28 protein-coding genes and 1 pseudogene are annotated in these 24,214 nt (G+C 68.6%); 14 read left to right on the forward strand and 15 right to left on the reverse strand.

Going from position 1 to position 24,214, the window contains the following annotated elements; all coding sequences use genetic code 11:
* Nucleotides 1–32: 32 nt before the first annotated feature.
* Nucleotides 33–797 (reverse strand): TetR family transcriptional regulator, encoded by a 765-nt coding sequence (locus ACFYTS_RS09650; RefSeq protein WP_387302518.1) that lies wholly within the window; start codon nucleotides 795–797, stop codon nucleotides 33–35.
* 93 nt (nucleotides 798–890) lie between these two features.
* Between ACFYTS_RS09650 and ACFYTS_RS09655 the strand changes: the two genes are divergently transcribed.
* Nucleotides 891–2,099 (forward strand): FAD-dependent monooxygenase, encoded by a 1,209-nt coding sequence (locus tag ACFYTS_RS09655; protein WP_387302520.1) that lies wholly within the window; start codon nucleotides 891–893, stop codon nucleotides 2,097–2,099.
* Between the two features lie 10 nt (nucleotides 2,100–2,109).
* Here ACFYTS_RS09655 and ACFYTS_RS09660 read toward each other — a convergent pair whose 3' ends face one another.
* Nucleotides 2,110–2,505 (reverse strand): VOC family protein, encoded by a 396-nt coding sequence (locus tag ACFYTS_RS09660; RefSeq protein WP_357280476.1) that lies wholly within the window; start codon nucleotides 2,503–2,505, stop codon nucleotides 2,110–2,112.
* A gap of 224 nt (nucleotides 2,506–2,729) precedes the next feature.
* Here ACFYTS_RS09660 and ACFYTS_RS09665 point away from each other — a divergent pair, with 224 nt between their 5' ends.
* Nucleotides 2,730–3,308: a hypothetical protein gene (locus ACFYTS_RS09665; protein WP_387302522.1), complete on the forward strand. Its 579-nt coding sequence runs from the start codon at nucleotides 2,730–2,732 to the stop codon at nucleotides 3,306–3,308.
* Between the two features lie 174 nt (nucleotides 3,309–3,482).
* The gene (locus tag ACFYTS_RS09670) at nucleotides 3,483–3,815 is read left to right on the forward strand and encodes a chorismate mutase (RefSeq protein ID WP_387302524.1); all 333 of its coding nucleotides are present in this window, start codon (nucleotides 3,483–3,485) and stop codon (nucleotides 3,813–3,815) included.
* Here the strand turns inward: ACFYTS_RS09670 and ACFYTS_RS09675 are convergent.
* Together ACFYTS_RS09675 and ACFYTS_RS09680 are read right to left on the reverse strand one after the other, a co-directional pair.
* Nucleotides 3,774–4,169, reverse strand: coding sequence for a GerW family sporulation protein (locus ACFYTS_RS09675; protein ID WP_387302526.1), 396 nt, complete (start codon nucleotides 4,167–4,169; stop codon nucleotides 3,774–3,776). The genes ACFYTS_RS09670 and ACFYTS_RS09675 overlap by 42 nt on opposite strands.
* 165 nt (nucleotides 4,170–4,334) lie before the next feature.
* On the reverse strand, nucleotides 4,335–4,559 hold the full coding sequence (locus ACFYTS_RS09680) for a hypothetical protein (RefSeq protein WP_387302528.1): 225 nt from the start codon (nucleotides 4,557–4,559) through the stop codon (nucleotides 4,335–4,337).
* A gap of 460 nt (nucleotides 4,560–5,019) precedes the next feature.
* Between ACFYTS_RS09680 and ACFYTS_RS09685 the strand changes: the two are divergent.
* The 3 genes and pseudogenes from ACFYTS_RS09685 to ACFYTS_RS09695 all read left to right on the forward strand — a co-directional run.
* A pseudogene (locus ACFYTS_RS09685) lies at nucleotides 5,020–5,205 on the forward strand (helix-turn-helix domain-containing protein); the annotation flags it as partial.
* Nucleotides 5,206–5,220: 15 nt separating this feature from the next.
* On the forward strand, nucleotides 5,221–5,883 hold the full coding sequence (locus ACFYTS_RS09690; protein ID WP_387302879.1) for a DUF5753 domain-containing protein: 663 nt from the start codon (nucleotides 5,221–5,223) through the stop codon (nucleotides 5,881–5,883).
* A complete protein-coding gene (locus ACFYTS_RS09695; RefSeq protein WP_387302530.1) occupies nucleotides 5,873–6,067 on the forward strand; it encodes a DUF397 domain-containing protein in 195 nt (64 codons plus the stop codon). Before ACFYTS_RS09690 ends, ACFYTS_RS09695 begins: the two co-directional genes overlap by 11 nt.
* Here the strand turns inward: ACFYTS_RS09695 and ACFYTS_RS09700 are convergent, their stop codons facing one another.
* The 5 genes from ACFYTS_RS09700 to ACFYTS_RS09720 form a co-directional block, all read right to left on the reverse strand.
* Nucleotides 6,068–6,568 (reverse strand): LpqN/LpqT family lipoprotein, encoded by a 501-nt coding sequence (locus ACFYTS_RS09700; RefSeq protein ID WP_357280459.1) that lies wholly within the window; start codon nucleotides 6,566–6,568, stop codon nucleotides 6,068–6,070.
* Nucleotides 6,569–6,714: 146 nt separating this feature from the next.
* Nucleotides 6,715–8,955, reverse strand: a complete 2,241-nt coding sequence (locus ACFYTS_RS09705) for a heavy metal translocating P-type ATPase (RefSeq protein WP_387302532.1) — start codon at nucleotides 8,953–8,955, stop codon at nucleotides 6,715–6,717.
* Nucleotides 8,952–9,848, reverse strand: a complete 897-nt coding sequence (locus tag ACFYTS_RS09710) for a hypothetical protein (RefSeq protein ID WP_357280453.1) — start codon at nucleotides 9,846–9,848, stop codon at nucleotides 8,952–8,954. The genes ACFYTS_RS09705 and ACFYTS_RS09710 overlap by 4 nt, the downstream gene beginning before the upstream one ends.
* Complete coding sequence (locus ACFYTS_RS09715) at nucleotides 9,845–10,051, reverse strand: heavy-metal-associated domain-containing protein (protein WP_357280451.1); 207 nt, start codon at nucleotides 10,049–10,051, stop codon at nucleotides 9,845–9,847. Before ACFYTS_RS09715 ends, ACFYTS_RS09710 begins: the two co-directional genes overlap by 4 nt.
* Nucleotides 10,052–10,153: 102 nt before the next feature.
* On the reverse strand, nucleotides 10,154–10,747 hold the full coding sequence (locus ACFYTS_RS09720) for a TetR/AcrR family transcriptional regulator (RefSeq protein WP_387302534.1): 594 nt from the start codon (nucleotides 10,745–10,747) through the stop codon (nucleotides 10,154–10,156).
* Nucleotides 10,748–10,840: 93 nt separating this feature from the next.
* On the opposite strand from ACFYTS_RS09720, the gene ACFYTS_RS09725 reads away from it, so the two are divergent.
* From ACFYTS_RS09725 to ACFYTS_RS09735, 3 genes are all read left to right on the forward strand, one after another.
* A complete protein-coding gene (locus ACFYTS_RS09725) occupies nucleotides 10,841–11,593 on the forward strand; it encodes an SDR family oxidoreductase (RefSeq protein ID WP_387302536.1) in 753 nt (250 codons plus the stop codon).
* Nucleotides 11,594–11,612: 19 nt separating this feature from the next.
* Nucleotides 11,613–12,536 (forward strand): 4-(cytidine 5'-diphospho)-2-C-methyl-D-erythritol kinase, encoded by a 924-nt coding sequence (locus tag ACFYTS_RS09730; RefSeq protein WP_387302538.1) that lies wholly within the window; start codon nucleotides 11,613–11,615, stop codon nucleotides 12,534–12,536.
* 117 nt (nucleotides 12,537–12,653) lie between these two features.
* Nucleotides 12,654–14,462: an ABC-F family ATP-binding cassette domain-containing protein gene (locus ACFYTS_RS09735; RefSeq protein WP_357280440.1), complete on the forward strand. Its 1,809-nt coding sequence runs from the start codon at nucleotides 12,654–12,656 to the stop codon at nucleotides 14,460–14,462.
* A 110-nt stretch (nucleotides 14,463–14,572) separates the two neighbouring features.
* Here ACFYTS_RS09735 and ACFYTS_RS09740 read toward each other — a convergent pair whose 3' ends face one another.
* Both ACFYTS_RS09740 and ACFYTS_RS09745 read right to left on the reverse strand, forming a co-directional pair.
* A complete protein-coding gene (locus ACFYTS_RS09740) occupies nucleotides 14,573–15,436 on the reverse strand; it encodes an Abi-alpha family protein (RefSeq protein WP_387302541.1) in 864 nt (287 codons plus the stop codon).
* Nucleotides 15,427–16,749, reverse strand: coding sequence for a hypothetical protein (locus ACFYTS_RS09745; RefSeq protein WP_387302543.1), 1,323 nt, complete (start codon nucleotides 16,747–16,749; stop codon nucleotides 15,427–15,429). The genes ACFYTS_RS09740 and ACFYTS_RS09745 overlap by 10 nt, the downstream gene beginning before the upstream one ends.
* A gap of 350 nt (nucleotides 16,750–17,099) precedes the next feature.
* On the opposite strand from ACFYTS_RS09745, the gene ACFYTS_RS09750 reads away from it, so the two are divergent.
* The gene (locus ACFYTS_RS09750; RefSeq protein WP_357280432.1) at nucleotides 17,100–17,987 is read left to right on the forward strand and encodes an Abi-alpha family protein; all 888 of its coding nucleotides are present in this window, start codon (nucleotides 17,100–17,102) and stop codon (nucleotides 17,985–17,987) included.
* Between the two features lie 83 nt (nucleotides 17,988–18,070).
* Nucleotides 18,071–18,592 carry a nuclear transport factor 2 family protein gene (locus ACFYTS_RS09755; RefSeq protein ID WP_357280429.1) on the forward strand — a complete coding sequence of 174 codons (522 nt, stop codon included), beginning with the start codon at nucleotides 18,071–18,073 and terminating at the stop codon, nucleotides 18,590–18,592.
* A gap of 30 nt (nucleotides 18,593–18,622) precedes the next feature.
* Here ACFYTS_RS09755 and ACFYTS_RS09760 read toward each other — a convergent pair whose 3' ends face one another.
* Both ACFYTS_RS09760 and ACFYTS_RS09765 read right to left on the reverse strand, forming a co-directional pair.
* Nucleotides 18,623–20,248: a peptide chain release factor 3 gene (locus ACFYTS_RS09760; protein ID WP_387302546.1), complete on the reverse strand. Its 1,626-nt coding sequence runs from the start codon at nucleotides 20,246–20,248 to the stop codon at nucleotides 18,623–18,625.
* Nucleotides 20,249–20,351: 103 nt separating this feature from the next.
* Nucleotides 20,352–20,930: a TetR/AcrR family transcriptional regulator gene (locus ACFYTS_RS09765; protein WP_357280424.1), complete on the reverse strand. Its 579-nt coding sequence runs from the start codon at nucleotides 20,928–20,930 to the stop codon at nucleotides 20,352–20,354.
* 109 nt (nucleotides 20,931–21,039) lie between these two features.
* Between ACFYTS_RS09765 and ACFYTS_RS09770 the strand changes: the two genes are divergently transcribed.
* On the forward strand, nucleotides 21,040–21,702 hold the full coding sequence (locus tag ACFYTS_RS09770) for a lysophospholipid acyltransferase family protein (protein WP_387302548.1): 663 nt from the start codon (nucleotides 21,040–21,042) through the stop codon (nucleotides 21,700–21,702).
* A gap of 66 nt (nucleotides 21,703–21,768) precedes the next feature.
* On the opposite strand, the gene ACFYTS_RS09775 is transcribed toward ACFYTS_RS09770, so the two are convergent.
* Complete coding sequence (locus ACFYTS_RS09775; protein ID WP_387302550.1) at nucleotides 21,769–22,239, reverse strand: hypothetical protein; 471 nt, start codon at nucleotides 22,237–22,239, stop codon at nucleotides 21,769–21,771.
* A gap of 118 nt (nucleotides 22,240–22,357) precedes the next feature.
* Complete coding sequence (locus ACFYTS_RS09780) at nucleotides 22,358–22,615, reverse strand: hypothetical protein (protein ID WP_357280416.1); 258 nt, start codon at nucleotides 22,613–22,615, stop codon at nucleotides 22,358–22,360.
* Nucleotides 22,616–22,987: 372 nt separating this feature from the next.
* On the opposite strand from ACFYTS_RS09780, the gene ACFYTS_RS09785 reads away from it, so the two are divergent.
* Nucleotides 22,988–23,587, forward strand: a complete 600-nt coding sequence (locus ACFYTS_RS09785; RefSeq protein ID WP_357280414.1) for a 50S ribosomal protein L25/general stress protein Ctc — start codon at nucleotides 22,988–22,990, stop codon at nucleotides 23,585–23,587.
* A 25-nt stretch (nucleotides 23,588–23,612) separates the two neighbouring features.
* Nucleotides 23,613–24,194 carry an aminoacyl-tRNA hydrolase gene (gene pth / locus ACFYTS_RS09790; RefSeq protein ID WP_357092023.1) on the forward strand — a complete coding sequence of 194 codons (582 nt, stop codon included), beginning with the start codon at nucleotides 23,613–23,615 and terminating at the stop codon, nucleotides 24,192–24,194.
* Nucleotides 24,195–24,214: the final 20 nt, after the last annotated feature.

Genomic DNA, 24,214 nt, shown 5'->3' on the forward strand with positions numbered 1-24,214 from the left:
GCCCGGAATCGCGAGTGTGTCTCAAAAATGTCTCACGTTGCCGTCTCGGAGCCGTCGCTGGTGGGTGTGGCGAGATACCGATAGACGGTCGCGCGGGACACGCCCAGCTCGGCGGCGATCTCGTCGACGGTGTGGTCGCCCGAATCCCGCATGCGCTGGGCGGAGGCCACCATCGCCGAGGTCATCGCGCCCGGACGGCCCCGGGCCGGACGGCGGCGCGGCGTCTCGGGCGCTCGGGTGGAGGTGGCGGTGCGCCGGGGTGGCGGCGTGTTCAGGAGTTGTTGCGCGCCCGCGAGAATCGCGGCGCGCAGCTCCGGCTCGGGATGGTCGGCGAAGATGACCACCGGGTCGCTGAGCGCGGCGTACACCTGCGTGGCCCGCACCCGATCGGCGAAGTCGGCCTCGGGTCCGGCGATCACGTCCTGGGCGGCCAGCGCGATGTCGCGCAGCCGGGCGTAGGTCGCGTTGTCGGCGGACAGCGCCTCGTCGTGCAGCTGTATCCGCAGCACCCGCGCGTGCCGCAGCCAGGTGTCGATGAGTCCCTCCATCACGGCCCACCGCCGCTCGGTCGAATCCGGGAGGCTCCGGACCGATTCGAGCAGGGCCTCGGTCTCGGCCAGCAAGGGCTCGACCAGGGCGGCGACGATGTCGCTCTTGCTCGGGAAGTGGTAGAGCACGGCGGTTTTCGTCAGGCCGACCTGCTCGGCGATCTCCCGCACCGACACCGCGTGATACCCGCGCTCGACGAACAGTGCGAGCGCGGTGCGCAGGATGCGGGCCCGTGAGTCGTCGGTCATGCCCCAGCACCCTACCCGTTGACTGACCAACGGTCAGTGACCTACAGTCGAGACTGACCGTTGGTCAGTATTTTTGAGATAGGGGTGGTCATCATGTCGAACAAGCGAATTCTGATTTCCGGCGCCGGGATCGCGGGGCAGGCCCTGGCGTATTGGCTCGCCCGCCACGGGTTCCGGCCGACCGTGGTCGAGCGGGCGCCGCGGCTGCGGACCGGCGGCCAGGGCGTGGACATTCGCGACCAGGCGATCGAGGTCGTCGAGAAGATGGGCATCATGCCGCGGGTGCGCGCGGCGGCGGCCGATGTCGTCGGCATGCGGTTCGTCCGAGCCGACGGCCGCGAGATCTCCCGCATCGACATCGAGGGCATCAAGAACGAGAACGGCAGCGCCGAGGTGGAGATCATGCGCGGCGACCTGGTGCGGATTCTGCACGACATCACCACCGGCACAGTCGAATACCTCTTCGACGACGCCATCACGGCGCTGGATCAGGACGACAACGGCGTGACCGTCACCTTCGCGCACGGACCCGCCCGCCGCTTCGACCTGGTGGTCGGCGCGGACGGCCTGCACTCCACGGTCCGCAAACTGGCCTTCGGGCCGGAGTCGGACTACGTGCGTTTCATGGATCACTACTTCGCCTTCGGCAATGCCGACGCGGAGCTGGGTCCCGATCGGTGGGTCACCATGTTCAACACCCCCGGCCGGATGACCGGCGTCTACCGATCGGGCAACCACCCGCAGGCCAAGGCCTACTTCATGGTCCGCAGCCCCCGACGCGACATCGATCTGCGCGACCAGCAAGCGGCCCGCGCCCTGCTCTCGGCCGAGTTCGGCGACGAGAACGACTGGCACGTACCGGAATTGCTGGCGGGCGTCCTCGCCGACCCGGACGCCTACATCGACGCGCTCGGTCAGGTCCGCATGGACTCGTGGTCCAGCGGGCGGGTCGTCCTCGTCGGCGACGCGGCCCACTGTGCCTCACCGGTCTCGGGGGCGGGCGCGGAGATCGCCCTGATCGGGGCCTACCGGCTCGCCGGGGAGCTGGCGGCCGCCGCCGGTGACCACCGCATCGCCTTCGACCGGTACGAGCGGTCGCACCGTCCGCTGATCACGCGCAAACAACAGGTCGGACCCAACCTTCGGCTGATGGTGCCGAAGACCCGGCTGGGAATGGCCGTGCGCAACACCGTCACCCGCCTGCCGTTGCTCGAGTCGATGTCCGGCATGGAGCGCATCATGTCCCCGCAGGCCACCGACCGGCTCCCCGATTACGAGTCCGTAGCCGATCCGGCCCGGTGAAAAGCCCGGCTCACCGGTCCTTGTGGCACACCGCTTCCAGCATGACGCCGTCGTACCCGCGCCAGAACGTGGCGTAGTACGGCGGCGGATACTGCGGGAAGGACTGTGGCGCGTGAATGATCTCGTCGCCACGACCCGAGGCCCAGTCGTGGACCCGGTCGACGTCCGCGCGGGTGGGGACCATGAACGCGAGATGCTGAAGTCCGGCGCGCCCGGGGGAGTAGCCCGGCTCCGGGGCCGGGTAGAAGAACAGATAGGTGCCGACCTTGCCGTCCGCGGGCCAGTAGGCGAACTGCGTATCGTCGGCCAGCAGTGCGTCGTAGCCGATCAGCGGCATCAGCTGGTCGTAATACTGGCGTGCCGCAGCGAGATCGGTGACATTGACGCCGAGGTGTCCCAGGGGCATGGTCGGAATCTACGCGATGTTCTCCACCGATCGCCGCAATCGGCCCGGGACATCCAGATCGGGCCGAATTGCCATCGGAGGGACAGCCGGCGGAGGGGAGCGAGGGCGTCGGCGTCGATGGCCGGATGGGCGGCGTCGCCATCCGGTGCCTGCCCGTCGGCCAATTCCCTTGCGGTAGTGGGCGATATCGCGTTCTGTCGGTGAGCCCTGCCATGCTGACGGACATGACTTCGAGATTGTCGGTCGATGTGTCGAGCGAGCGCGTGTTCACCGCGGTCACCGGTTCGGGGATGCTCGCGCTGTGGGATCCGGCCGCGTTCACCCACGTCGTCGATTACGACAGCTGGGAAGTGGAGCTGCTGGATGACGAACCGATCATCGAGCGCATCCGCGCCGGTCGGCTGGTGCCGCTGAACATCCTGTCCGACGGGAGATTCGGAGTGCTGGTGCGGCGGGACGCGGCGGGCGAGCTCACCGAGCGCGAGCGGCAGTACGCGCAGAACTCCTCCGAGCCGTATCTGTTCGTGTCCACGGGCGTCGCCAAGATCAGCGGCATCGAGGAGGTCGGCTCGTTCGATGAGGAAGAGTCGACGGTGGCCGATATGAAGCCGACCGAAATCGACCTTCCGGCAGGCTCGTATGCCGTAACCGTCCACCTCCTGGACTGGGAGGCGGAACCCGGCGCGACGGACGACAAGGGCGACGCCACCGCCACCGCCCTCCCCGACTTCGTCGTCCTGATCGCGCCCGCCGACGGGGGATCGTTCCGCACCGACATCGAAACCTTCGACGACCTCGACTGATCGGCGACCGGCGCGGCCCTGTGGTTTGATGGCCGGGTGATGGTGATGACGCAGTCGTGGCGGCCGAGGTTTCGGCGGCTCTGACGTGCGTTCGTGTCGGCTGCCGGTGCGGTGGTCGACGCGTCTCGCGTCGCTCGGACGCGTCGGTGGCCTCGAATCGAGAGGTCCGAATTCATGTCTCTGGAAGAAGTACGCGGCGAGATCGATGCGATCGATGCGCGGATCATCGAATTGCTCGGCACCCGGCAGCAATTGGTGATGCGCGCCGCCACGTTCAAACGCAACGAACACGAGGTCCGCGCACCAGACCGCCGCGCGCGGATGATGGTCCGCCTGCGTGAGCTGGCGGTGCGCCACGGCGTCGAGCCGATGTTGGTCGAGCGGGTCTACAACACCCTGATCGACGGATTCATCGAACTCGAGCAGCAGCGCCACCGCGCACTCACCGCCGGTGAGGTGGCCGGTTCAGCCGCGCCGCGCCCGGTAGAGGCGGCGTCCGGCGCGTAATGCGTACGGTGCGAGGAGGCCGGCGGCGATCCCTGCCAGCGGCAGGACAACGCCGGTCCACCCGGCCGGGAGCGGGCGGTAATGTGCTGAGCCGTCCCGGATTTCGATGAATCCCAACGGCCGCATCTCCATCCCGCCGCCCGAACCCCCGCCGTCGATGACCTCGTCGGCGGTGGAACCGCGACCGGGCACGACACCGAACGTGAACCCGGCCCGGGCCACCGGCACGATCGTGACCCCGTCACTGGTGATCGGATCCCCGAAAACCACTGACGCGCGCGCTTTCTCCCCGAGCCGATCGACCAGCTCCTCCATCAGCCGCGTGGTAGACCCGCCCGCATCCTCGAAATCCATACCGCCATTGTTCCGCCAACCGGACACGACCGCCGAGTCCGCAACCCCGGCTGGCTTCTTCCTCCACAACCCGCCGCGAATCATCGAATCATCGCCAATTGAGCAGCAGTAGTGGTGGTTCAGGCCAGTTCAGCACTGACACACCCGCTGTCGGACGCGACCGGATCAACGAAACCTACTCGCTTTCGAGGTGAGCGCCGCGCGGCCGCGCGGGGTGATCCGCCAGCGACCGCGCGGATGACTGGGAACGATCAGGCCACGGGATTCGAGATGGGCCAAGGCGTTGCGCGTACGCCACGCAGTGAGCGTTGCGGCGAGCTGGACTTGGGCGGCGGTGAGAGTGCGGTCGGGGCTGAGTGCGGTGAGGACGGCCACCTCGGCGGGGGTCATGGGTGAGTCTCGTGTGTGGATGGCTGGGGATGGTTTGAGCGCGAGCGTGATCGGCTTCGCGTCCGGCGGTGGCGACCGGTTGGTAGGCCGGGCGGCTGGGGGACTTCGAGGAAGCCACCGGTAATGATCGAGAGGCGGAGGTGGTCGGCGGCCGCGCTGCGGTTCTCGAGGTGGAACCCCCACCACGACCACACGATCACGCCGCCGCAGAGAGCAGCGATCGTCATCAGGGCCCATGCATCCCAGGGCATTACGGTCCCTCCTTGTCATCGGTGATGCGCTGAGCGTCACCGGGCACGGCGGGTCGTACGGCACACCCCGGGGAACCCGTGGAAATTCTGCGAACTCGCAGTTCCCAGCCCGGGAGGGTCTTACCCTGGTTCCCGGAATGGGAAGACCTCGAGGCCGTAGCGGACCAAGGGGGTAGCCGTTGTCCGAAGATCACAGCGCCGGTTCGACATTGCCGCGCCGCCAACTCGGCCGCGCGCTTCGTGAGGCCCGGGAGGGATTGGGCCTCACCCTCGAGCAGGCCGCGAAACACATGGAGTGGGGCAAATCCACGCTCGGGCGGGTCGAAAAGGGACAGGCCGAACGGGTCCGTACCCGCGAGGTGGCTGATCTGTGCCAGCTCTACGGACTGTCCGACGAGCGCACCGAAGTCATGAAGAACCTGGCGGCCCAGGCCAGTACACGATCGTGGTGGTATCCGTTCACCGATCTGATCGCGGCCGGGTTCAACGTCTATCTCGGGTTGGAAGCCGGGGCGGCCGGGTTGTCCTTCTACCAGCCACTGGTGGTGCCCGGGTTACTTCAGACCGCCGAGTACGCCCGCGCGATGGACCGTGCCTATTTCCCGCAGGACAGTCCCGCGGAAATCGACCGCCGGATCGAACTCCGTACCCGTCGGCAGGCCATTCTCCAGCGGAAGCGCAACCCGGCCAAAGCCGATATCGTGCTTCACGAAGCCGTGCTCCGCACTGTGGTGGGTTCCCCACAGACCATGACCACCCAATTGCGGCACCTCGCCGATCTGGGGACGGCCGAGAACATTTCGATCCGGGTGCTGCCGTTCCACACCGGACTTCCCCTCGGAGTGGGGATGGCTCCGTTCGTGATCCTCGATTTCGCGATGGATTCGCGTGGCGGCGTGGAGCCTACTGTCGTCTTCGCCGAGAATTACACCGGCGGAATGTATTTCGAAGAGCGCGGCGACGTAGACCGGTACCGTGCGGCACACCGGACGTTGACGGGTGCCGCGCTCGAGGCGGATATCAGCCGGTCGCTGCTCCGGGAAATAGCGAGGAGATTCGAAAGTGAACGATGAACTGTCCCAGGCGGAATGGTTCAAGTCCAGTCGATCCGGCGGCGGTCAGGAATGCGTCGAGGTCGCATTCCTGGGCCGGGGTGGGGTCGGGGTCCGTGATTCCAAGGACCCCGGTGGGCCCGCATTGGTGTTCACCGGCGAGCAGTGGGATCGCTTTCTCGCCGGTGGGGTGTGGGAGCGGTAGCTACGCCGAGATGGACAGGCCCTCGAGGATGGCGGTGGGGGCGCTGCCGTCACTGTCGTTGCGGGTGGTGATGGTGAGCTGGACCAGGTACTGGCCCTTGTCGGAGTCGACGATGATGTAGCGGTTGTAGGCCCACAGGGTGAGGTTCTGGACCTCGTAGGTGCCGGTGATGGCGGCCGAGGGGAGGCCGTCGTAGTCCGCGGTGTCGGTGTCGATGTCCTTCCACGCGGGCAGCTGGCGGGCATCGTCGAAGGCGTGGGTGAGGAGTTCGGCGGGGTCGACGGCGGGGGTGAAGGTCGCCACCAGCAGGACCGCGTTGTCGGCCCAGCCGTCGACGGGCGGCTGGGTCCAGACGCCGAACGAGCCGGGGAACATCTGCGGCGGGACCTGCTGCCAGCCTTCGGGAACGCCGACGGTGACCTTCGGCGCGCCGGGGGCCGCGGGGTCGACCGGGGCGGCCTGGATCTGGGCGGAGGCCAGGTATTCGGCGATGGTGGTCAACGAAGCTCCTCGAGAGGGGGCGGCGGTGGACACCCGACATTCAACACGATGACAGCGAAGCGCAGGGCGACGACCGCGACGGGCCGCCCGGATCGTGCGATCCGAGCGGCCCGTCGCCGTGACTCACCTGCCGACGCGGTGCCGGGTCACCCGCGGAAGCGGCGCAGCCGCAGGCTGTTGCTGACCACGAACACGCTGGACAGCGCCATGGCGGCGCCGGCGAGCATCGGGTTCAGCAGGCCGGCGGCGGCCAGCGGGATGGCCGCCACGTTGTAGCCGAACGCCCAGAACAGGTTGCCCTTGATGGTGCGCAATGTGGCGCGGGACAACTTGATCGAGGTGGGTACCGCCCGCAGGTCGTCGCGGACCAGGGTGAGGTCGGCGGCCTGGATGGCGACATCGGTGCCGGTGCCCATGGCCAGGCCCAGATCGGCCTGGGCCAGGGCGGCCGCGTCATTGACGCCGTCGCCGACCATGGCGACCACCTTGCCCTCGTCCTGTAGCTTCTTCACCACGTCCAGCTTGTCGCTGGGCAGCACCTCGGCGATGACCTCCGCGATGCCGACCTGATCCGCCACGGTGCGGGCGGCCGCGGCATTGTCGCCGGTCAGCAGCACGGGGGTGAGCCCGAGCGCCTTCATCTCCGAGATCGCCTGCGCACTGGTCGGTTTCACCGCGTCGGCGATGACCAGCACGCCGCGCGCCTGCCCGTCCCAGGCCACCACGATGGCGGTCTGACCGGCCTGCTCGGCGCGAGTCTTGGCGTCCGCCAGGACGTCCGGCACCGTGATCGACCAGTCCGCCATCAGCTCGGTGCGCCCGATGACCACGGCCCGCTCGCCGACCAGACCCTGCACGCCCTTACCGCCGTGGCTGACGAACTGCTCCACCCGCTCGGTGTCGAGTCCGCGCTCGGCGGCACCGGCGACCACGGCCTTGGCGACCGGGTGCTCGGAGCCGTGCTCGACGGCCGCGGCCACCGACAGCAGCTCGTCGGCATCGACGCCGGACCCCGGAATCGCTTCCGCCAGCGCCATCTTGCCGGTGGTGACGGTGCCGGTCTTGTCCAGCACCACGGTGTCGATCCGCCGGGTCGACTCCAGCACCTGCGGGCCCTTGATCAGGATGCCCAGCTGCGCGCCGCGCCCGGTGCCGACCAGCAGCGCGGTGGGTGTGGCCAAGCCGAGGGCGCACGGGCAGGCGATGATCAGCACCGCGACGGCCGCGCCGAACGCGGTCGCCACCGCCGCGCCGGTGCCGAGCCAGAAGCCCAGCGCCGCCACCGCGATCGCGATGACGATCGGCACGAACACACCCGCCACCCGGTCGGCCAGCCGCTGCACCGGCGCCTTGCCGTTCTGCGCGTCCTCGACCAGCGAAGCCATCTGCGCCAGTTGGGTATCCGCGCCGACCCGGGTGGCGCGGACGGTCAGCAGACCGCCGGCGTTCACGGTCGCGCCCACCACCTGATCGCCGGGGCCCGCCTCGACCGGCACCGATTCACCGGTCAGCATGCTCATGTCGAGCGCCGAATTGCCGCTCACCACAACACCGTCGGTGGCGACCTTCTCGCCGGGACGGACCAGGAACTCCTCGCCGACCCGCAGGTCGCCGATGGGAATCCGGGTCTCGACGCCGCCGCGCAGCACCGACACGTCCTTCGCGCCCAGCTCCAGCAGCGCCCGCAGCGCGGACCCGGCCTTCTCCTTGGACCGCACCTCGAAATAGCGGCCCGCCAGAATGGCGGTGACCAGGGTGGCCGCCACCTCGAAGTACAGCGCCGAGGACGAATCACCGCGCTCGATGACGAAACTGAACGGGTGCTTCATGCCGGGCATTCCGGCATTGCCCCAGAACAGGGCGTACACCGACCAGCTGAACGCCGCCAGCGTGCCCAGCGAGATCAGCGTGTCCATGGTGGCCGCGCCGTGCTTGGCGTTCACCCACGCGGCCCGGTGGAACTGGGACGCGCTCCACACCACGATGGGCGCGGTCAGGGTGAGCGAGAGCCATTGCCAGTTGGTGAACTGGAAGACCGGGAACATGCCCATGGCGACCACGGGGACCGCCAACGCGAGCGTCACCAGCAGCTTGTGCCGCAACAGATCCGCCGCCGACGGGGCCGAATCGGTCTCGGCCGCCTCGGTTTTCACCGGTTCGGTGTGGTGCACGGCCGCGGTGTAGCCGGTGTCGACGACCTTGGCGATCAGGTCATCGGCGGTCACCGAGTCGGGGAAGCTGACCTTCGCCTTCTCGGTCGCGTAATTGACCGACGCCGTGACACCGTCCATCCGGTTGAGCTTCTTCTCGATCCGGGAAGCACAGGAGGCGCAGGTCATTCCACCGATATCGAGTTCGATCGAACGCTCGGGAGCCGGGGCGCTCATGAGTGACCTCCTCCGTGTGATGCGGGCGCGCCCGTAGCGGGTGCGGCGGTGGATGCGGTGCCGGTGAATTCCGCGGTATGGACCGCGCCGCCGTGCTGGAAGTCCAGGTACAGGCGGTACTCGCCGCCGCTGGGCGCTTGCGCGTGGAAGGCGACGTCGGGGCCGGGGGCGGTCGTGCCGACCTCGCCCTCGGGGTGGACGTGCAGGTAGGCCAGGTCCGTGGCCCGCAGGGCTACCAGGTGCGCGTAGGCGCCGAGGTAGGGCTGCAGGTCGGTCACCGGCTTGCCGTCCCGGGTGACGCTGAAGGTCAGTTCGCTGCCCGCGGTGGTCAGATCACCGGTGAGGGTGACCCGGTACCCGTCCACGTCGGCGGTCGTGGAGACCGGCGGCAGCGGCTTGTCGGTCACATTGCCCGCGACCGCGACCGTGCGGCTCAGGACCAGTTCGCCGGGCCCGCCGGCGGGGGAGAAGTCGGCGAACACCCGGTAGCTGCCAGGCGCGGCCCACTTCCAGTCCAGCGACCAGGTGCCGTCGGCGGCCCGGGTGGGATGCACGTGCCGGAACTGGCTCGCGTCCGAGCGGACCACGATCAGGTGCAGGTCCTTGTCGTGGAGGTTGTCGTACCGGGTGACGGTGCCCTGCGGTCCGGTGATCCGGAAGCGCAGCGCGCCTTGCTGATCGGGGGTGGCCGGGGCGCTGATCTCACCGAGGGTGTAGCCGGAGAGGCTGTCCTGCAGGCCGGTCGGCGCGGCGGTCTCGTGCTGAGAGTGGTCGGCGGCCTCGGCCGGGGCCGCGCCGGACCGGTCGCCCACCAGGGCGCCGATGCCGAGCGCGGCTCCGAACAAGACGACCAGTCCGCCACCGAAGGCGGCGAACTTCAGTCGATCGTTCACCTGGCCACCTCGTAACCCGCTTCGTCGACGGCGGCGATCACATCGGCGTCGCCGAGGTCGGCGGCCGACTCGATCGTGACCAGACCGCTGGCGAGATCCACGTCCACGCTGGTGACACCGTCGATCTTGCCGATCTCCTTCTGCACCGAACCGACGCAGTGGCCGCAGGTCATCCCGGTGACGGTGTAGGTGCTGGTGGCCATGGTGGTCTCCTTCGCTCGCTTCTCATACGGTGAGGGGGTATCCCCAACATCGAGAAACATACCCCCCATGGGTACCTGGCGCAAGCGGTTGATCCGAGAAATTCACTCGGGCCAGGCCAGCATGGCCAACGCGGCCACTCGGCGCAGCTCACCCTCGTTCGCGCCGTCCCGCGCGGCCTGGGACATGCCCTGCATGACAGCCCCGGTGTAGCGGGCCAGGGCCCGGGCATCGGTGCCGGCGGGCAGGCGTCCGGCGGCCACGTCCTCGCGGATCCGCCGCTCGAAGGCGTCGATATTGTCATTGCGCAGCTTCTGAAGCAGTTGCAGCACTTCATCATTGGTGGTGTTGGTACCCGCGTGGATGACCAGGCAGCCGGGTGGCTGTCCGGGTCGGGCGTATTCGGCCGCGGCCTCCCGCAGGGTGCGCTCCGCGGCGGTGCGGGCGGTCGGCTCCTCGGCGAACGCGCGCGCCGCGAAGCCGCCGTAACTCATGCCGTAGGCGGTGAGGACCTCGTCGAACAGTCTCCGCTTGTCGCCGAACGCCGCGTACAGGCTGGGTGCTCCGATGCCGAGCGCCTTGGTCAGGTCGCTCACCGAGGTGGCCTCGTAGCCGCGTTGCCAGAACAGCCGCAGCGCCTGGTCGAGGGCGGCGTCGCGGTCGAACGAGCGGGGGCGACCCCGGGTGGTTGTGGCCATGCCAGCAATTTTATAACGACCGCTACACATGTGTTATCGTCGCTTTCTGTAACGGTCACTAAAGAATGTGGCCGTCGAACGAAGGACAAGGTCATGGGCGCACTTTCCGGCAAGACGGCACTGGTCACCGGCAGCGGACGGGGAATCGGGCGCGCCATCGCGCAGCGCCTCGGCCGCGACGGTGCGCGGGTCGGCGTCCACTACAACGGCAACGCGGCCGCCGCCAAGGAGACCGTCGCGAGCATCGAGGCCGCGGGCGGCCAGGCCTTCGCGTTCGCCGCCACCCTCGGCGTGCCCGGCGACGCCGAAGCACTGTGGACCGCCTTCGACGCCCACGCCGACGGCCTCGACATCCTGGTCAACAACGCCGGCACCGACGGCGTCCGGGAACCCATCGGGGGTACCTCGGAGGAGGCCTTCGACCGGGTCTTCGCCGTCAATACGAAATCCCCGTTCTTCGTCACCAAGCTGGGCCTGGACCGGCTGCGCGACGGCGGGCGCATCGTCAACGTCTCCACCGGGCTCACCCGCGGCGCCGGCATGCCGGAACTGCTCGCCTACACCATGACCAAGGGCGCGATCGACGCCTTCACCTCGGTGCTGGCCAAGGAGGTCGGTGCGCGCGGCATCACCGTCAACGCGGTGGCGCCGGGCGTGGTGGACACCGACATGAACGCCGACTGGCTGCGCAACGACGCGGCCATGGCGGCGGTGTCGGCGAAGTCACCACTGAATCGCGTGGCCGAGCCCGCCGAGATCGCGGATATCGTCGCGTTCCTGGCCTCGGACGACAGCCGCTGGGTCACCGGCCAATGGATCGACGCCACGGGCGGTGCGCTGCTCTGAGCACCATTAGGCTTGGCCCGTGCTGTCAGTTGTGCCGAGCCCTGTGATCGTGCGTGCCCCTTCGAAGGTGAATCTGCACCTCGGGGTGGGTGACCTGCGTGAAGACGGGTACCACGACCTCACCACCGTCTTCCAAGCCCTTTCGCTCAGTGATGATCTGAAGATCGCGCCGGCCGCCGCCATGCGGGTCAAGGTGACCGGCGAGGGCGCCGACGAGGTCCCCACCGACCGCACCAACCTGGTCTGGCAGGCGGCGGTCCGGCTCGCCGATCAGGCGGGCCGGGCGCCGCTGGTGGAAGTCGGGATCACCAAGGGGATTCCGGTGGCCGGTGGGATGGCAGGCGGCAGCGCGGACTGCGCCGCGGCCCTGGTCGGGTTGAACGACCTGTGGGAACTCGGCCTCAGCCGGGCCGAATTGTCTGATATCGCAGCCGAACTCGGCAGCGATGTCCCGTTCTCCCTGCACGGCGGCACCGCGCTCGGGCGGGGCCGCGGCGAGAAACTGCTCCCGGTGCTGTCCCGCAACACCTTTCACTGGGTGCTGGCCCTGGCCAAGGACGGCCTGTCCACCCCGGCCGTCTTCAAGGAACTCGACCGCCTCCGCGAGGCCGGTGACCCGCCGCGCCTCGGCAGCCCCGAGGACCTGCTCCAGGCCCTGGCCTCCGGCGACGCGACCCAGCTCGCCCCGCTGCTCGGCAATGACCTCCAGGCCGCCGCGCTCTCGCTGAAGCCCGACCTGCGCCGCACCCTGCGGGCCGGCGTCACCTCGGGAGCCCTGGCGGGCATCGTCTCGGGTTCCGGCCCGACCTGCGCCTTCCTGTGCGAGAGCGAGGAGGCCGCGGTCGCCGTCGCCGCCGAGCTCGCGGGCGCGGGCGTCGCCCGCAGTGTCCGCACCGCCCACGGCCCGGTCCCGGGCGCGCGCCGCATCATGGGCGACAACTGATTTCGTGAGCTTCGGGGCAACTGGGCCGAGTCTCCGCGAACGCGACCGCCGGCCCGCCACGGCGGGTGAGTAGGCTCTTACGGTTCGTCAAAAGACCCGGAGAGGCGGGACAGTTCCGTGGCCAACCTGATCAACCTGGAAACCGTCAGTAAGAGCTTCGGCGTCAAGCCGCTGCTCGACAAGGTGTCCCTCGGGGTTCAGGAAGGGGAGCGGATCGGTGTCGTCGGTCTGAACGGCGGCGGCAAGACCACGCTGCTCGAGGTGCTGACGGGTCTCGAAGAGCCGGATTCGGGCCGGGTGAGCCGGGCCGGATTCCTGCGCATGGCGGTCGTCACCCAGCGCGGCGTCCTCCCCGAGGACGCGACGGTCGGCGATGTCGTGCTCGCGGGCCTGGCCGAGGATCAGCGCACCGACGGCGTCGCCGAGCACGAATGGGCGGCCAACCCCCGGATCCGTTCCGTGGTCGAGGGCATCGGCATCGCCGATCTCGGCATGGACACCCCGGTCGCCAACCTCTCCGGCGGTGAGCGCCGCCGCACCGCGCTGGCCGCCGCCCTGGTCCGTGAGCTGGACCTGCTGGTGCTCGACGAGCCCACCAACCACCTCGACGTCGAGGGCGTGCAGTGGCTGGCCGAGCATCTGCTCGCCCGCCGCAGCGCCCTGGTGGTCGTCACCCACGACCGCTGGTTCCTCGACACCGTCGCCACCCGTACCTGGGAGGTGCAGGGCGGCAAGGTGGAGACCTACGACGGCGGCTACAACGACTGGATCTTCGCCCGCGCCGAACGCGTTCGCCAGGCCGACGCCAGCGAGGCTCGCCGCCAGAACCTGGCCCGCAAGGAACTGGCCTGGCTGCGCCGTGGTGCGCCCGCTCGCACCTCCAAGCCGCGCTACCGGATCGAGGCCGCCGAGGCCCTGATCGCCAACGTCCCCGCCCCGCGCGACACCGTCGAACTGGCCTCCTTCGCGCGAAAGCGCCTGGGCCGCGTGGTGATCGAGCTCGAGGACGCCACTCTCGCCCTCCCGGACGGCCGGGAACTGGTGAAGGACCTGACCTGGCGGCTCGCGCCCGGCGAACGTGTCGGCCTGGTCGGCGTGAACGGCTCCGGCAAGACCAGCCTGCTGCGCGCGCTCGCGGGGGAGCGGGACCTGCAGTCCGGCAAGCGGATCCAGGGCCAGACCGTCAAGATCGGCTGGCTGCGCCAGGAACTCGACGACCTGCCGCTGGACATGCGTGTCCTGGAGGCGGTGCAGGACGTGGCGCAGCGAATGATGCTGGGCGACAAGGAGATCAGCGCCGGTCAGCTGGCCGAGCGACTCGGCTTCACCCCGGCCAAACAGCGCACCCCGGTGCGCGACCTGTCCGGTGGCGAGCGCCGCCGCCTGCAGCTCACCCGCATCCTGATGGCCGAGCCGAACGTGCTGTTGCTCGACGAGCCCACCAACGACCTCGACATCGACACCCTGCAGCAGCTCGAGGACATGCTCGACGGCTGGGCCGGAACCATGGTGGTCATCTCCCACGACCGCTACCTGATCGAGCGCATCTGCGACACCACCTGGGCGCTGTTCGGCGACGGCAAACTCACCAACCTGCCCGGCGGCATCGAGGAATACCTGCGCAAACGCGCCGCGCTGAGCGGCGGCCCGGCTACCCCGGCCCGCTCCGCCGCCCCGGCCGCCGCCGCGAATTCCACGGCCCCGGCCACGGATTCGGCCGCCTACCGCGCCGCCCGCAAGGAACTGGCCAAGCTGGAACGCGCGCTGGAGAAGCTCACCGACCGCGAGGAGAAGCTGCACGCGGCACTCGCCGAAGCGGCCACCGAGCCGGACAAGCTGGTGAAGCTGGGAGCCGAACTGAAGCAGGTGCAGGCCGAGAAGGAGACCACCGAGGAGCGCTGGCTGGAACTGGCCGAAGACGCCTGAGCTCCAACGGCAACGCCTGAGCTCCAACGACAATCGCCGTTCACCCTGGTGGTGGACGGCGATTGATTGTTTGCGAACGCGGTGGACATCCATCCGCGCTGTTCGAGAATCTATCCGTGCTGTTCGAGCACCTGCGGGTCGAGTGAGGGAACCGGCAGGCAGGTGCGGACGAAACCCGCGCCGAACGAGGTCAATTCGACGGTGCGGTAGAGCACCTTGGTGCCGAAGCTCGCCCGCTTGAGCAGCCGCCGCACCTCCGGCATGGCCTCGAGCAGCTGGTACCGGTTGGGGTTGCCCAGCGCTTCGCGGGTCACGTCGAGCAGTCCGAGCCGGTCCAGATTGGCCAGGTACTCGTCGATCCGGTTCGGGTAGCGCAGGGCCGCGTCCTCGCCCAGCAGGTTGAAGACGCCCCGGTAGGAGCTGCGTCCGGTCTTCACCTCGACCGCGGGCTGCGGCCCGTCCAGGTACAGGTGCCGCACGATGCGCGCCTCGTCGGGCGCGAGTTCGCCCAGGATGCGCGAGTAGGCGGTGTGGTGGTGGGTGTCGTCATCGGCGTGGAAGTCCGCGGACCGGCGCAGCAGTTCCGCGCCGCGGGCGCGCAGCAGCGCCGTGTGCCCGGAATCGGTTGCGGCGTCGAGGTCCTCGGGCACGGGCACGCCCAGCGCCTGCCGGACCGATTGCCGCACCTGCGCGCCGGCGTCGGAGAGGATCTCGCGCGGCGGCTGCCCGGCCATGCTGCCGCGCAGCACCACCGAGGTCACCCCGAGCGCGGTGTGCAGACTCCAGAAACTGGCCTCGACCGCCGCCGACATGGCCACCCGAACCACTCCCGTGGCGGCCCGCACCGGTCCGGCCGAACCCCGCCGCTCGCCCGAATCCACCGGCACCGGCAGCTGCGCCGGCTCGCGAACAGCGATGACGGTGGAAGGATCGGCGGGATCGTCCTCGCCAGAGGAGGATTCGGTCATATCCATGTGGTGGCGACTCCTGTTCCGAAGATCAGGAGGTGAGCGTAACCGGCGAAGAGCCCCAGCGCGCCACCATGGACGAACAAAAGCCATTCGTCCTGTTTGATGGCCGAACGCAGCATGTCCACGAACTCCGGCGGGGGCAGCGCCGACATTTGTTTGGCGATGTACTCCTGCACCTGCACGCCCTGTCGCACGTTGAACGCGGGGTCGGCGAAGGCGATCGGCGCGATGGTCATCGCCTCGGTGGTGAGGGTGTCCTGCAGGGTGTCGTACTCCCGGCTGCCCAGGGCGAACTTGACCACCGAGCGGGCCGGGCCGAGCGCGCGGTCGGCGGCCGGGCGCAGGGTGTCGGTGAGCATCTGCATGGTGCGGTCGGCGCGCGGGCCGTTGAGCAGCTCGTCGCCGATATTGGCGACGGTCATGATCTCGCTGGCCACCAGCGCCGCGTAGCCTTCGGTGATCTCGTCCTGCCGTTTGATCAGCAGGCCCTGCCGCCACGGGCACCACCACTTGGGATAGGCGGGCTCGAAGATCAGGTTGATGCCGATCCAGTTGACCACCCAGCCGATGATCACCCCGCCGACCGGCAGCACGACCAGCGACGACCAGTGCGACCAGTGCAGGATGCCGACCAGCACCAGACCCATGGGCGCGCCGAAGTAGAAGCCGAAGTTCTGCATGAATCGGAGTTCCTTGGCGCCGAGCACCTGGAACACGGAATTCAGCATCTGCGGCCGCGCCTGGAAGTAGCGGATGGTCATGGACTTGACGTCCAGCAGCTGATCGATGTTCTTGCCGAGTTCATCGGTGAGTTCTCGGAGAATATCCGGCAACTGTTCCCGCACGCGGTTGTGGACCATCTCCCGCACACCTGTCGGCAGGTTGTACCAGAGCTGTGGATGTTCGCGTTTGAGGATGTCCTCGACAATGCCGCGAATCTGAAGATCGGCAATTTCAACAAAATGTTCAGCGAGCTTGTCCGGTTCCAGTTCGCGATAGAAATCCGCGACACTCCCGAGTTTCGCCAGTCCTTTGTCGACGGCGATGCTGGCCATCTTGTCGGCGCGCGACGGAACGATCCCCTGCCAGCCGATCCGCCCGTCGTACTGCAGCAGCGGCAGCACCTGAATCCGCTTGGGCAGCAAAGGAAACACCGCGGCCAAACCGGGCAGCCGGAATCCGTGGAACCGGATCGGCTTGAACAGCATGAGCACGCCGGTCCAGTTGGTGATATAGCCGATCACGCCCGTGAACAGCGGAATCGTGATCAATTCCAATAGGAGGGTCGGACGCACCCCGAAGACACTCTCTAGCACGCGACACCCTCCTGCCGACCCGCAACGCACCGCCTTAGGCGTTGACTACCCCATCGGCGGTTCGGACCTTACTGGCTATTCAGGAAGCGAGTCCAGCGGCGGAGTGTCTGGGTCGGAGATCTCGGTCACACTGCCCGGGCTCGATGTTCCTCTCTCTCGATGGGACCACGAGAATGGCGGAGACCACAGCCATATCGTCCTTTGATCGTTCGTGTTGGGGGTCATGTGCGTCGTTACTCGGCGGACGTGGACTGGGGTAACCTTCGTCTGGCTCATGGGTTCAACGTGCCCGCAGGTCCGTCGGGGGCAATAATCTGTGGACGATTGTGTTCACCTGGTGATATTCGGAGATGGACGTGGCGGAAGACAGGATCCCGGGGCAGGACGTGACCCGTCCGGGACCTCGTGCCGTGGAACGCAGTTCCGATGTGGAGCAACGGCAGATCAGCAATGAGGCCCGCCTGATCCGCGGGGTCTTCCGGGCCGCCGGGCTCGCGGCCGGCACCGCGGTGCGGGGGACCGAGTGGGCCGTCGGCACCAGCTTCGAGATCACCAAGCAGCTGACGCAGGCCGCGCTGGACGGCGAGTCCTCGGCCGACATCGCCGAGCGCACGGGGGCGGCGCTGCGGTCGATCGCGCGCAGCGCGCTCGGTGTCACCGAGGGCTCGGTGCGCGAGATCGTCAGCTACGTACCGACTCCCATGGGCGCGCCGCAGCAGGCCATCGCCAACGGCGGCGGTCTGGTCCGCTCGGGCACCACCGAGGATCTGCGCCGCCGCGGCGACGCGCTGCTGGCCCGCTCGGCCGACGTCTACTTCACCGAGGACGTGCACCCGGCCTACGACCGCATCCTTGATCAACTCGCCCCCGACGAGGCCCGGATCCTGCGCTTCATGGCGTTGCAGGGCCCGCAGCCGTCGGTCGACGTGCGCACCAATCGGCCGCTGGGCATCGGGTCGGAGCTGGTCGCGGGGGATCTCACCTCGGTTCCCGAGCAGTCCGGCGTCCGCTACCCGGACCGGGCGCGGCACTACCTGATCAATCTGAGCCGCCTCGGTCTCACCATGACCTCGGACGATCCGGTCGTTTTGTCGCGATACATGGTGCTGGAAGTGCAGCCCGTGGTCGAGCAGGCGCTGAAAAAGGCCGGGCGAGTCCCCAAGATCGTCCGAAAGAGCCTGCGCCTGACCGAATTCGGCGAGGACTTCTGCAACACCTGCTTCACCATCAACAACTGACTCGGTATCCGGCTGATAGCGATCCGGTACAAATCCGTGCCGATTTCCTCAGGTTTCCCGCACCTGATGGGATTGTGGAAGGTATGGATTCCGATGCCGTCGCGGCGATCAGCCGGCTGAAGTTCCGTTACCTGCGCGCGCTCGACACGAAGGCGTGGGAGGAGTTCGCCGACACCATGATTCCGGAGGCCACCGCTACCTACAGCGAGTACCTCCAGTTCGAGTCGCGCGACGCCTTCCTCGCCTTCATGCGCAATACGCTGGGACCGCACGTCATCACCGAACACCGCTGCGACCACCCGGAAATCGACGTCGACGGCGACGAGGCGACCGGCACCTGGTACCTGGCCGACACCGTGCTCATCCCCGGCCACAACATGCTCCTCCGCGGCGCGGCGTTCTACACCGACAAATACGTGCGCTGCGAGGACGGGCAGTGGCGTATCGCGCACACCGGCTACGAACGCACCTACGAGGTCGTGCTCTCGCTCTCGGACCTGCCGAGTCTGCGCCTGACCTCCAGCCGTTGGGGCCTGATCGCCCGCGATCCCGCGGACACGCCCCGCGTCGAGCCCAGCTCGGACGGCTCCGGCACGCTGGGCTGAGCGCCCGCTCCGCCGACGCCGACCGGAGTCCTATTCCGTTCCGGCGACCAGCAGTTCGAGGGTCAGCTTCGGCATCTCCTTGGCGATGTACTGCAACCGCCACTTGTCGCTGAAGAGGGCCAGGATCGCGCCGTCGGTCCGCGTGAAGACCTCGACGCCGCGCTGCCGGCTGAGCTCCTCGGCCGATTCGGCATCGGTGCGCCGCGCCAGCTGGAACGGCAGATGGTCGAGCTGGGTCTCGACATTGAACTCGGATTGCATTCGCGCCGTGACGACTTCGAACTGCATGGGACCGACCGCGGCCAGCACCGGCGACTGCTCACCGCGGGCGTCGTTGCGCAGCACCTGCACCACGCCCTCGGAGTCGAGCTGATCCATGGCCTTGCGGAACTGCTTGTACTTGTCCGCGGTCTTGGCGCGCAGCGAGGCGAAATGCTCGGGCGCGAAGGACGGGATCGGCGGGAACTCGACCTTCTTGTCCATGAAGAGCGTGTGCCCCGGGGCCAGCGCGGTCGCGTTGACCAATCCGACCACGTCGCCCGGGTAGGCGGTGTCGACGGTGGTGCGTTCGCGGCCGAAGACGGTCAGCGCGTACTTGGTGGCGAAGGGCCGTCCGGTCTGGGCGTGGGTCACCACCATGCCGCGCTCGAACTCGCCGGAGACGATGCGCATGAACGCCAGCCGGTCGCGGTGCGCGGTGTCCATGCCCGCCTGCACCTTGAAGATGACGGCGCTGAACGGCGCGGTGGTATCACGCGGCTCGCCCTTGACGTCGGTGCGCCCGCGCGGCGGCGGCGCGAGCTCGACCAGGGTCTCGAGCAGTTGGCGCACACCGAAATTCAGCATGGCGGAGGCGTAGATGACCGGCGAGGTGTGCCCGGCCAGGAACAGTTCCTGATCGTGGTCCTGCCCGGCCGCCGAGAGCAGTTCGCTCTCCTCGGCGGCCGTGGTCCAGGCATCGCCCTCACGCTCGGCGGCCTGCTCGGGGGTGTAGCTCTCCTCCGGGGCGATGGTCGCGCCACCGGCGGTGCGGGTGAAGTGGATGTACTCGGTGGCCGCGCCCTCCTCGCCGCGGCGCAGCAGGCCGCGGAAGTCGCCGGCGATGCCGACCGGGAGGAACAACGGGGTGGGGGTCAGGCCGATGCGGTCGACGATCTCGTCGAGCAGCTCCAGCGGCGCCTGGCCCGGGCGGTCCCACTTGTTGATGACGGTGATGACCGGGATGCCACGGTCGCGCGCCACCTGGAAGAGCTTGAGCGTCTGCGGTTCCAGGCCCTTGGCGGCGTCGATCAGCATGACCGCGGCGTCGACCGCGGTGAGCACGCGGTAGGTGTCCTCCGAGAAGTCGGAGTGGCCGGGGGTGTCCACCAGGTTGATGACGCACTCGCCGTACTCGAACTGCAGGGCCGTGGAGCTGACGGAGATACCGCGCGCCTTCTCCATCTCCATCCAGTCGGAGACGGTGGACTTGCGGCCCGCCTTGCCGTGGATGGCGCCCGCCTCGGAGATCACCTTGGCGTGCAGGGCCAGCGCCTCGGTCAGCGTGGACTTACCCGCGTCCGGGTGGGAGATCACCGCGAAGGTGCGCCGCCGCGCCGCCTCACCGGCCAGCCGACCGGCGGTAGCTGAGGTCGCGCTGGCAGTCGGGGAACTCACGGGGGGACTCCTTATGTGCGGACGAGGCAACCGAACCAGGGTACGCGACCGGCCCCCCGCCCCGACCGGCCGGTCCGGCCCGATGTGGCCCTCGAACCGGAGGTCAGTCCGGGTCCGGGGCGAGATGCCGGGCCACGGCCCGTCCGACCAGCGCCTCGATATCGATGCCCGGCGCGATCGCCTCGATACTGCGGTTGGCGACCACCACCGCGATGCCGTGCAGCTGGGTCCACAGGCCGAGGGCCTGTTCGCCGGCCCGCTCGTCCGCGCCGGGGTCCGCGCAGTCGGCGACCAGCTGCCGCCAGCGGGCGAACAGGGGCAATGACCAGGTAACCCGCAGGTTCCCGCCCGCGCCCTCGAGCAGGTCGTGGCGGAACATCAGGGTGAACATCTCCGGCCGCGCGGTGGCGAAGCGGATATAGGCCAGGCAGCTCCGGCGTACGCGTTCCTCGGGCGTATCCCCGCCCACCGCATCGATTTCCGCCCGCAGGTCCGCGTAGCCGCGGGCGGCGACGGCCGCCAGCAGCGCGTTGTGGGTGGGGAAGTGCCGCCGGGGCGCGCCGTGTGACACCCCCGCCTCGCGGGCGATCGCCCGCAGCCCGAGTTCGGCCGCGCCGACCTCCTCGAGCATGGCGACTCCGGCGGTGACGAGTCGTTCGCGCAGGGGCTCGGCGGTGGTCATATGTCACATTCTCCAGCATTCGTAGACAGTGTCTACTCGTATCCGGTAGAAAAGTATGAGTAGACAATGTCTACGAATTGGTCGAAACGGCGAGAGTTGGGTGGACTCCATGTGGTACTGGCTCCTCAAACACATCCTGGTGGGGCCGGTGCTGCGGCTGCTCGGGCGCCCGAAGATCGAAGGGCTGCACCATGTTCCGAAGTCCGGGCCGCTGATCATCGCCGCCAACCATCTGGCCGTGGTGGATTCGCTCTACCTGTGCCTGGTGCTGCGCCGCCGGGTCACCTTCATCGCCAAGCAGGAGTACTTCACCGAGGGCGGGTTCCGCGGTCGCCTCAATCGCTTCGTCATGAACGCCACCGGTCAGGTTCCGGTGGACCGCACCGGCGGCAGCGCGGGCTCGGATTCGCTCGCCGCTGCGGTGCGGGTGCTGGAGTCGGGCGGTATCTGGGGCATTCACCCGGAGGGCACGCGTTCGCCCGACGGCCGCGTCTACCGGGGCCGCACCGGCGTGATCCGGGTGGCCATGCAGACCGGCGCCCCGGTGATCCCGGTGGTGCTGTCGGGCACCGATCGGGTGAATCCGCGCGAGGGCCGCTTCCTGCGCCCGGCCAAGGTCGGTATCTCCTTCGGCCACCCGCGCTATTTCCTGCCCGCCGACCAGCGGGCCGTGCGCCGCGCCACCGACGAGCTCATGGCCGACATCGTCAGCCGCTCGGGCCGCCCGTATGTCGATTGCTACGCAACCACTTTCAAGCGGCAGGCCGCCTGAGACGACGACGGCCGGTTATCCGGGATCCGATCGGGACCCGAATAACCGGCCGTTGTGCTGGTCGTCTCAGCTCACGCGCGCGTTCGCGCTGGAGCCGGTGATGCCGAGGGACTGGAGCAGGCCGGCGGCGCTGCCCGTGTCGAGGCCGGAGTTCTCGGCCGCGGCGGAGACGGTGATGTCGACCGGGCCGACGGCGGTGGACTGACCGGCGCCGTTGAAGGTGACCGTGATGTGGTGCGTGCCCGCCGACGCCGGGGTCCAGTTGATGGCGGCCGTGGTGGCGGTGCCGGTCGCCGGGGTCGCGGTGCCGACGGAGACCGTGTTCGACCCGGTGGTGTCGAAGACGTTCGCGCTGACGCTGGGCGAGCCGGTGACGATGGTGATGGTGTACGTCTTGCCCACCGTGTAGCCGCTACCCGACACGGTCAGACCGTTGACGGTGGTGTCCGCGGCGGCGAACGGAGCGGCGACGGCGACGGTTGCGGAGATGGCAGCGAGGCCCGCGACGCTGAGGCCGGCCTTGCGGATGTTCTTCATAGATCTCTGTTCCTCACTCGGGAGGCACGCTGATCAGCGTGCCGATCAAACTGCCTAGCATTGGAAAGGAATCCCCGTCCCCGAAACCGGGATAATCGCCTGCTGACGGTGCGGACCGTCAGCTGACCGAAGCGCCGATGCCGTTGGAGTTGGCGGCGGAGCCGGTGCCCAGCGACTTGATGATCGAATCGAAGCCGCCGCCGCCCGTCGAGGGAGTGGTCGTCTTCGGCGGGGTGGTGGTGGTCGGCGGCGGGGTGGGGGTGCCCGGGCCGCAGTCGTTGTTGGTGGCCGAGGCGATCGGCGCGGTGAGCGCGATGGCGGCGGAGACTGCGGCGATGCCCGCGGCGCTGAAGCCGACCCGGCGGATGTTCTTCATCAAGCGTTTTCCTAACTTGGCAGACAAGCTCCTCGGCGTGCCCTCGAATGACCCGGGACCGGGTAGGAATGGGTTCGAGGGGTGGGCCGAGTGATGCGAAATACTAGTGTGTCAAATTGCCGGATACAAGGGTGGGAATCGCTGCCGCCGAGGGGGTGCGGCAAGGGCCTTCCGGCAGCGTGTTAGAGTCTTCAGGTTGTCTCGGCGAGGGTGTGGCACCTAGCTGCCCACCGTGATCGACGCGGCTCGGCCTATTCGGCCGTCCACGTTGGTCTTCGCCGACGAGCAGACCAACCACTTTGCCAGGGCGGCCCACGTCGCCTGGCGACACGCTGACATTACAGCCGGACGAGCCGTAGGGAGTAGACAGTCATGTCCGACGCCAACCTTCTCGAAGCCACCGTACGCACCGAGTTCGGCAAGGGTGCTGCCCGCCGTACCCGCCGCGACGGCAATGTCCCCGCCGTCCTGTACGGCCACAACGAGGAGCCGCAGCACCTGGCCGTGAGCGCCCGGGCGTTCGCCGCCATCCTGCGTGAGCACGGCACCAACGCCGTCCTGAACCTGGACATCAACGGCAAGAAGCAGCTGGCGCTGACCAAGTCGGTCGTCGTCCACCCGATCCGTCGCTACATCGAGCACGCCGACCTGCTGATCGTGCGTCGTGGCGAGAAGGTCACCGCCGACGTGAACGTCGCCCTGGTCGGCGACGCCGCCTCCGGCACCCTGGTCACCCAGGACGCCACCACCCTCTCCATCGAGGCCGAGGCCCTGCACATCCCCGAGTCCATCGAGGTCTCGATCGAGGGCGCCGAGGCCGGCACCCAGATCCTGGCCGGCGGCATCGAGTTGCCGAAGGGCGTCACCCTCGCCGGTGACCCGGAGGCCCTGATCGTCAACATCATCGCCGCCCCGGCCGCCGCCGTGGAAGAGACCGAAGAAGCCGCCACCGAAGAGGCCGCCGCGGAGTAACTCCCTACTCCCGCAACGGTTCTCGATGACCGAGGCAACAGCCGGGCCCGCGCTCGTGGTCGGTCTGGGTAATCCCGGATCCGAGTACGAGCGCACCCGGCACAATGTCGGTTTCATGGTCGCCGATCTGCTCGCGGAGCGGGTCGGCGGTCGTTTCACCGTGCACAAGAAGTCCGGCGCGGATCTGCTCGAGGCCCGCCTGGACGGGCGGAAGGTGCTGCTGGCCAAGCCGCGCACCTACATGAACCTGTCCGGGCGGCCCGTCGCGGCGCTGGCCAAATTCTTCTCCGTACCCGCCACCGAGGTGATCGTCGTCCACGACGAACTCGACCTCCCCTTCGGACAGATCCGCCTCAAGCGCGGCGGCGGTGAGGGCGGGCACAACGGGCTGCGATCGATCTCGCAGGCCCTCACCACCAAGGACTATCTGCGCGTCCGCTTCGGCATCGGCCGTCCGCCGGGCCGGCAGGATCCCGCGGATTACGTGCTGAAGCCGTTCTCCGCGCCGGAGCGCAAAGAGGTTCCGGTGATCGTCGAGCAGACCGCGGACGCGGTCGAGCTGCTGCTGCGCGTGGGTCTGGAGACCGCGCAGAACCAGCTGCACTGAGCGGTCGCTGCTGTACCGAG

The organism is Nocardia sp. NPDC004151 (assembly GCF_042874235.1).
GTDB lineage: Bacteria > Actinomycetota > Actinomycetes > Mycobacteriales > Mycobacteriaceae > Nocardia.

Excerpts from the sequence above, each read along its gene's own strand:
- ACFYTS_RS09650 (WP_387302518.1), bottom strand. The coding sequence starts at position 797 with ATGACCGACGACTCACGGGCCCGCATCCTGCGCACCGCGCTCGCACTG.
- ACFYTS_RS09655 (WP_387302520.1), top strand. The coding sequence starts at position 891 with ATGTCGAACAAGCGAATTCTGATTTCCGGCGCCGGGATCGCGGGGCAG.
- ACFYTS_RS09660 (WP_357280476.1), bottom strand. The coding sequence starts at position 2,505 with ATGCCCCTGGGACACCTCGGCGTCAATGTCACCGATCTCGCTGCGGCA.
- ACFYTS_RS09665 (WP_387302522.1), top strand. The coding sequence starts at position 2,730 with ATGACTTCGAGATTGTCGGTCGATGTGTCGAGCGAGCGCGTGTTCACC.
- ACFYTS_RS09670 (WP_387302524.1), top strand. The coding sequence starts at position 3,483 with ATGTCTCTGGAAGAAGTACGCGGCGAGATCGATGCGATCGATGCGCGG.
- ACFYTS_RS09675 (WP_387302526.1), bottom strand. The coding sequence starts at position 4,169 with ATGGATTTCGAGGATGCGGGCGGGTCTACCACGCGGCTGATGGAGGAG.
- ACFYTS_RS09680 (WP_387302528.1), bottom strand. The coding sequence starts at position 4,559 with ATGACCCCCGCCGAGGTGGCCGTCCTCACCGCACTCAGCCCCGACCGC.
- ACFYTS_RS09690 (WP_387302879.1), top strand. The coding sequence starts at position 5,221 with ATGAAGAACCTGGCGGCCCAGGCCAGTACACGATCGTGGTGGTATCCG.
- ACFYTS_RS09705 (WP_387302532.1), bottom strand. The coding sequence starts at position 8,955 with ATGAGCGCCCCGGCTCCCGAGCGTTCGATCGAACTCGATATCGGTGGA.
- ACFYTS_RS09715 (WP_357280451.1), bottom strand. The coding sequence starts at position 10,051 with ATGGCCACCAGCACCTACACCGTCACCGGGATGACCTGCGGCCACTGC.
- ACFYTS_RS09720 (WP_387302534.1), bottom strand. The coding sequence starts at position 10,747 with ATGGCCACAACCACCCGGGGTCGCCCCCGCTCGTTCGACCGCGACGCC.
- ACFYTS_RS09725 (WP_387302536.1), top strand. The coding sequence starts at position 10,841 with ATGGGCGCACTTTCCGGCAAGACGGCACTGGTCACCGGCAGCGGACGG.
- ACFYTS_RS09740 (WP_387302541.1), bottom strand. The coding sequence starts at position 15,436 with ATGGATATGACCGAATCCTCCTCTGGCGAGGACGATCCCGCCGATCCT.
- ACFYTS_RS09750 (WP_357280432.1), top strand. The coding sequence starts at position 17,100 with ATGGACGTGGCGGAAGACAGGATCCCGGGGCAGGACGTGACCCGTCCG.
- ACFYTS_RS09755 (WP_357280429.1), top strand. The coding sequence starts at position 18,071 with ATGGATTCCGATGCCGTCGCGGCGATCAGCCGGCTGAAGTTCCGTTAC.
- ACFYTS_RS09765 (WP_357280424.1), bottom strand. The coding sequence starts at position 20,930 with ATGACCACCGCCGAGCCCCTGCGCGAACGACTCGTCACCGCCGGAGTC.
- ACFYTS_RS09770 (WP_387302548.1), top strand. The coding sequence starts at position 21,040 with ATGTGGTACTGGCTCCTCAAACACATCCTGGTGGGGCCGGTGCTGCGG.
- ACFYTS_RS09775 (WP_387302550.1), bottom strand. The coding sequence starts at position 22,239 with ATGAAGAACATCCGCAAGGCCGGCCTCAGCGTCGCGGGCCTCGCTGCC.
- ACFYTS_RS09780 (WP_357280416.1), bottom strand. The coding sequence starts at position 22,615 with ATGAAGAACATCCGCCGGGTCGGCTTCAGCGCCGCGGGCATCGCCGCA.
- ACFYTS_RS09785 (WP_357280414.1), top strand. The coding sequence starts at position 22,988 with ATGTCCGACGCCAACCTTCTCGAAGCCACCGTACGCACCGAGTTCGGC.
- pth (WP_357092023.1), top strand. The coding sequence starts at position 23,613 with ATGACCGAGGCAACAGCCGGGCCCGCGCTCGTGGTCGGTCTGGGTAAT.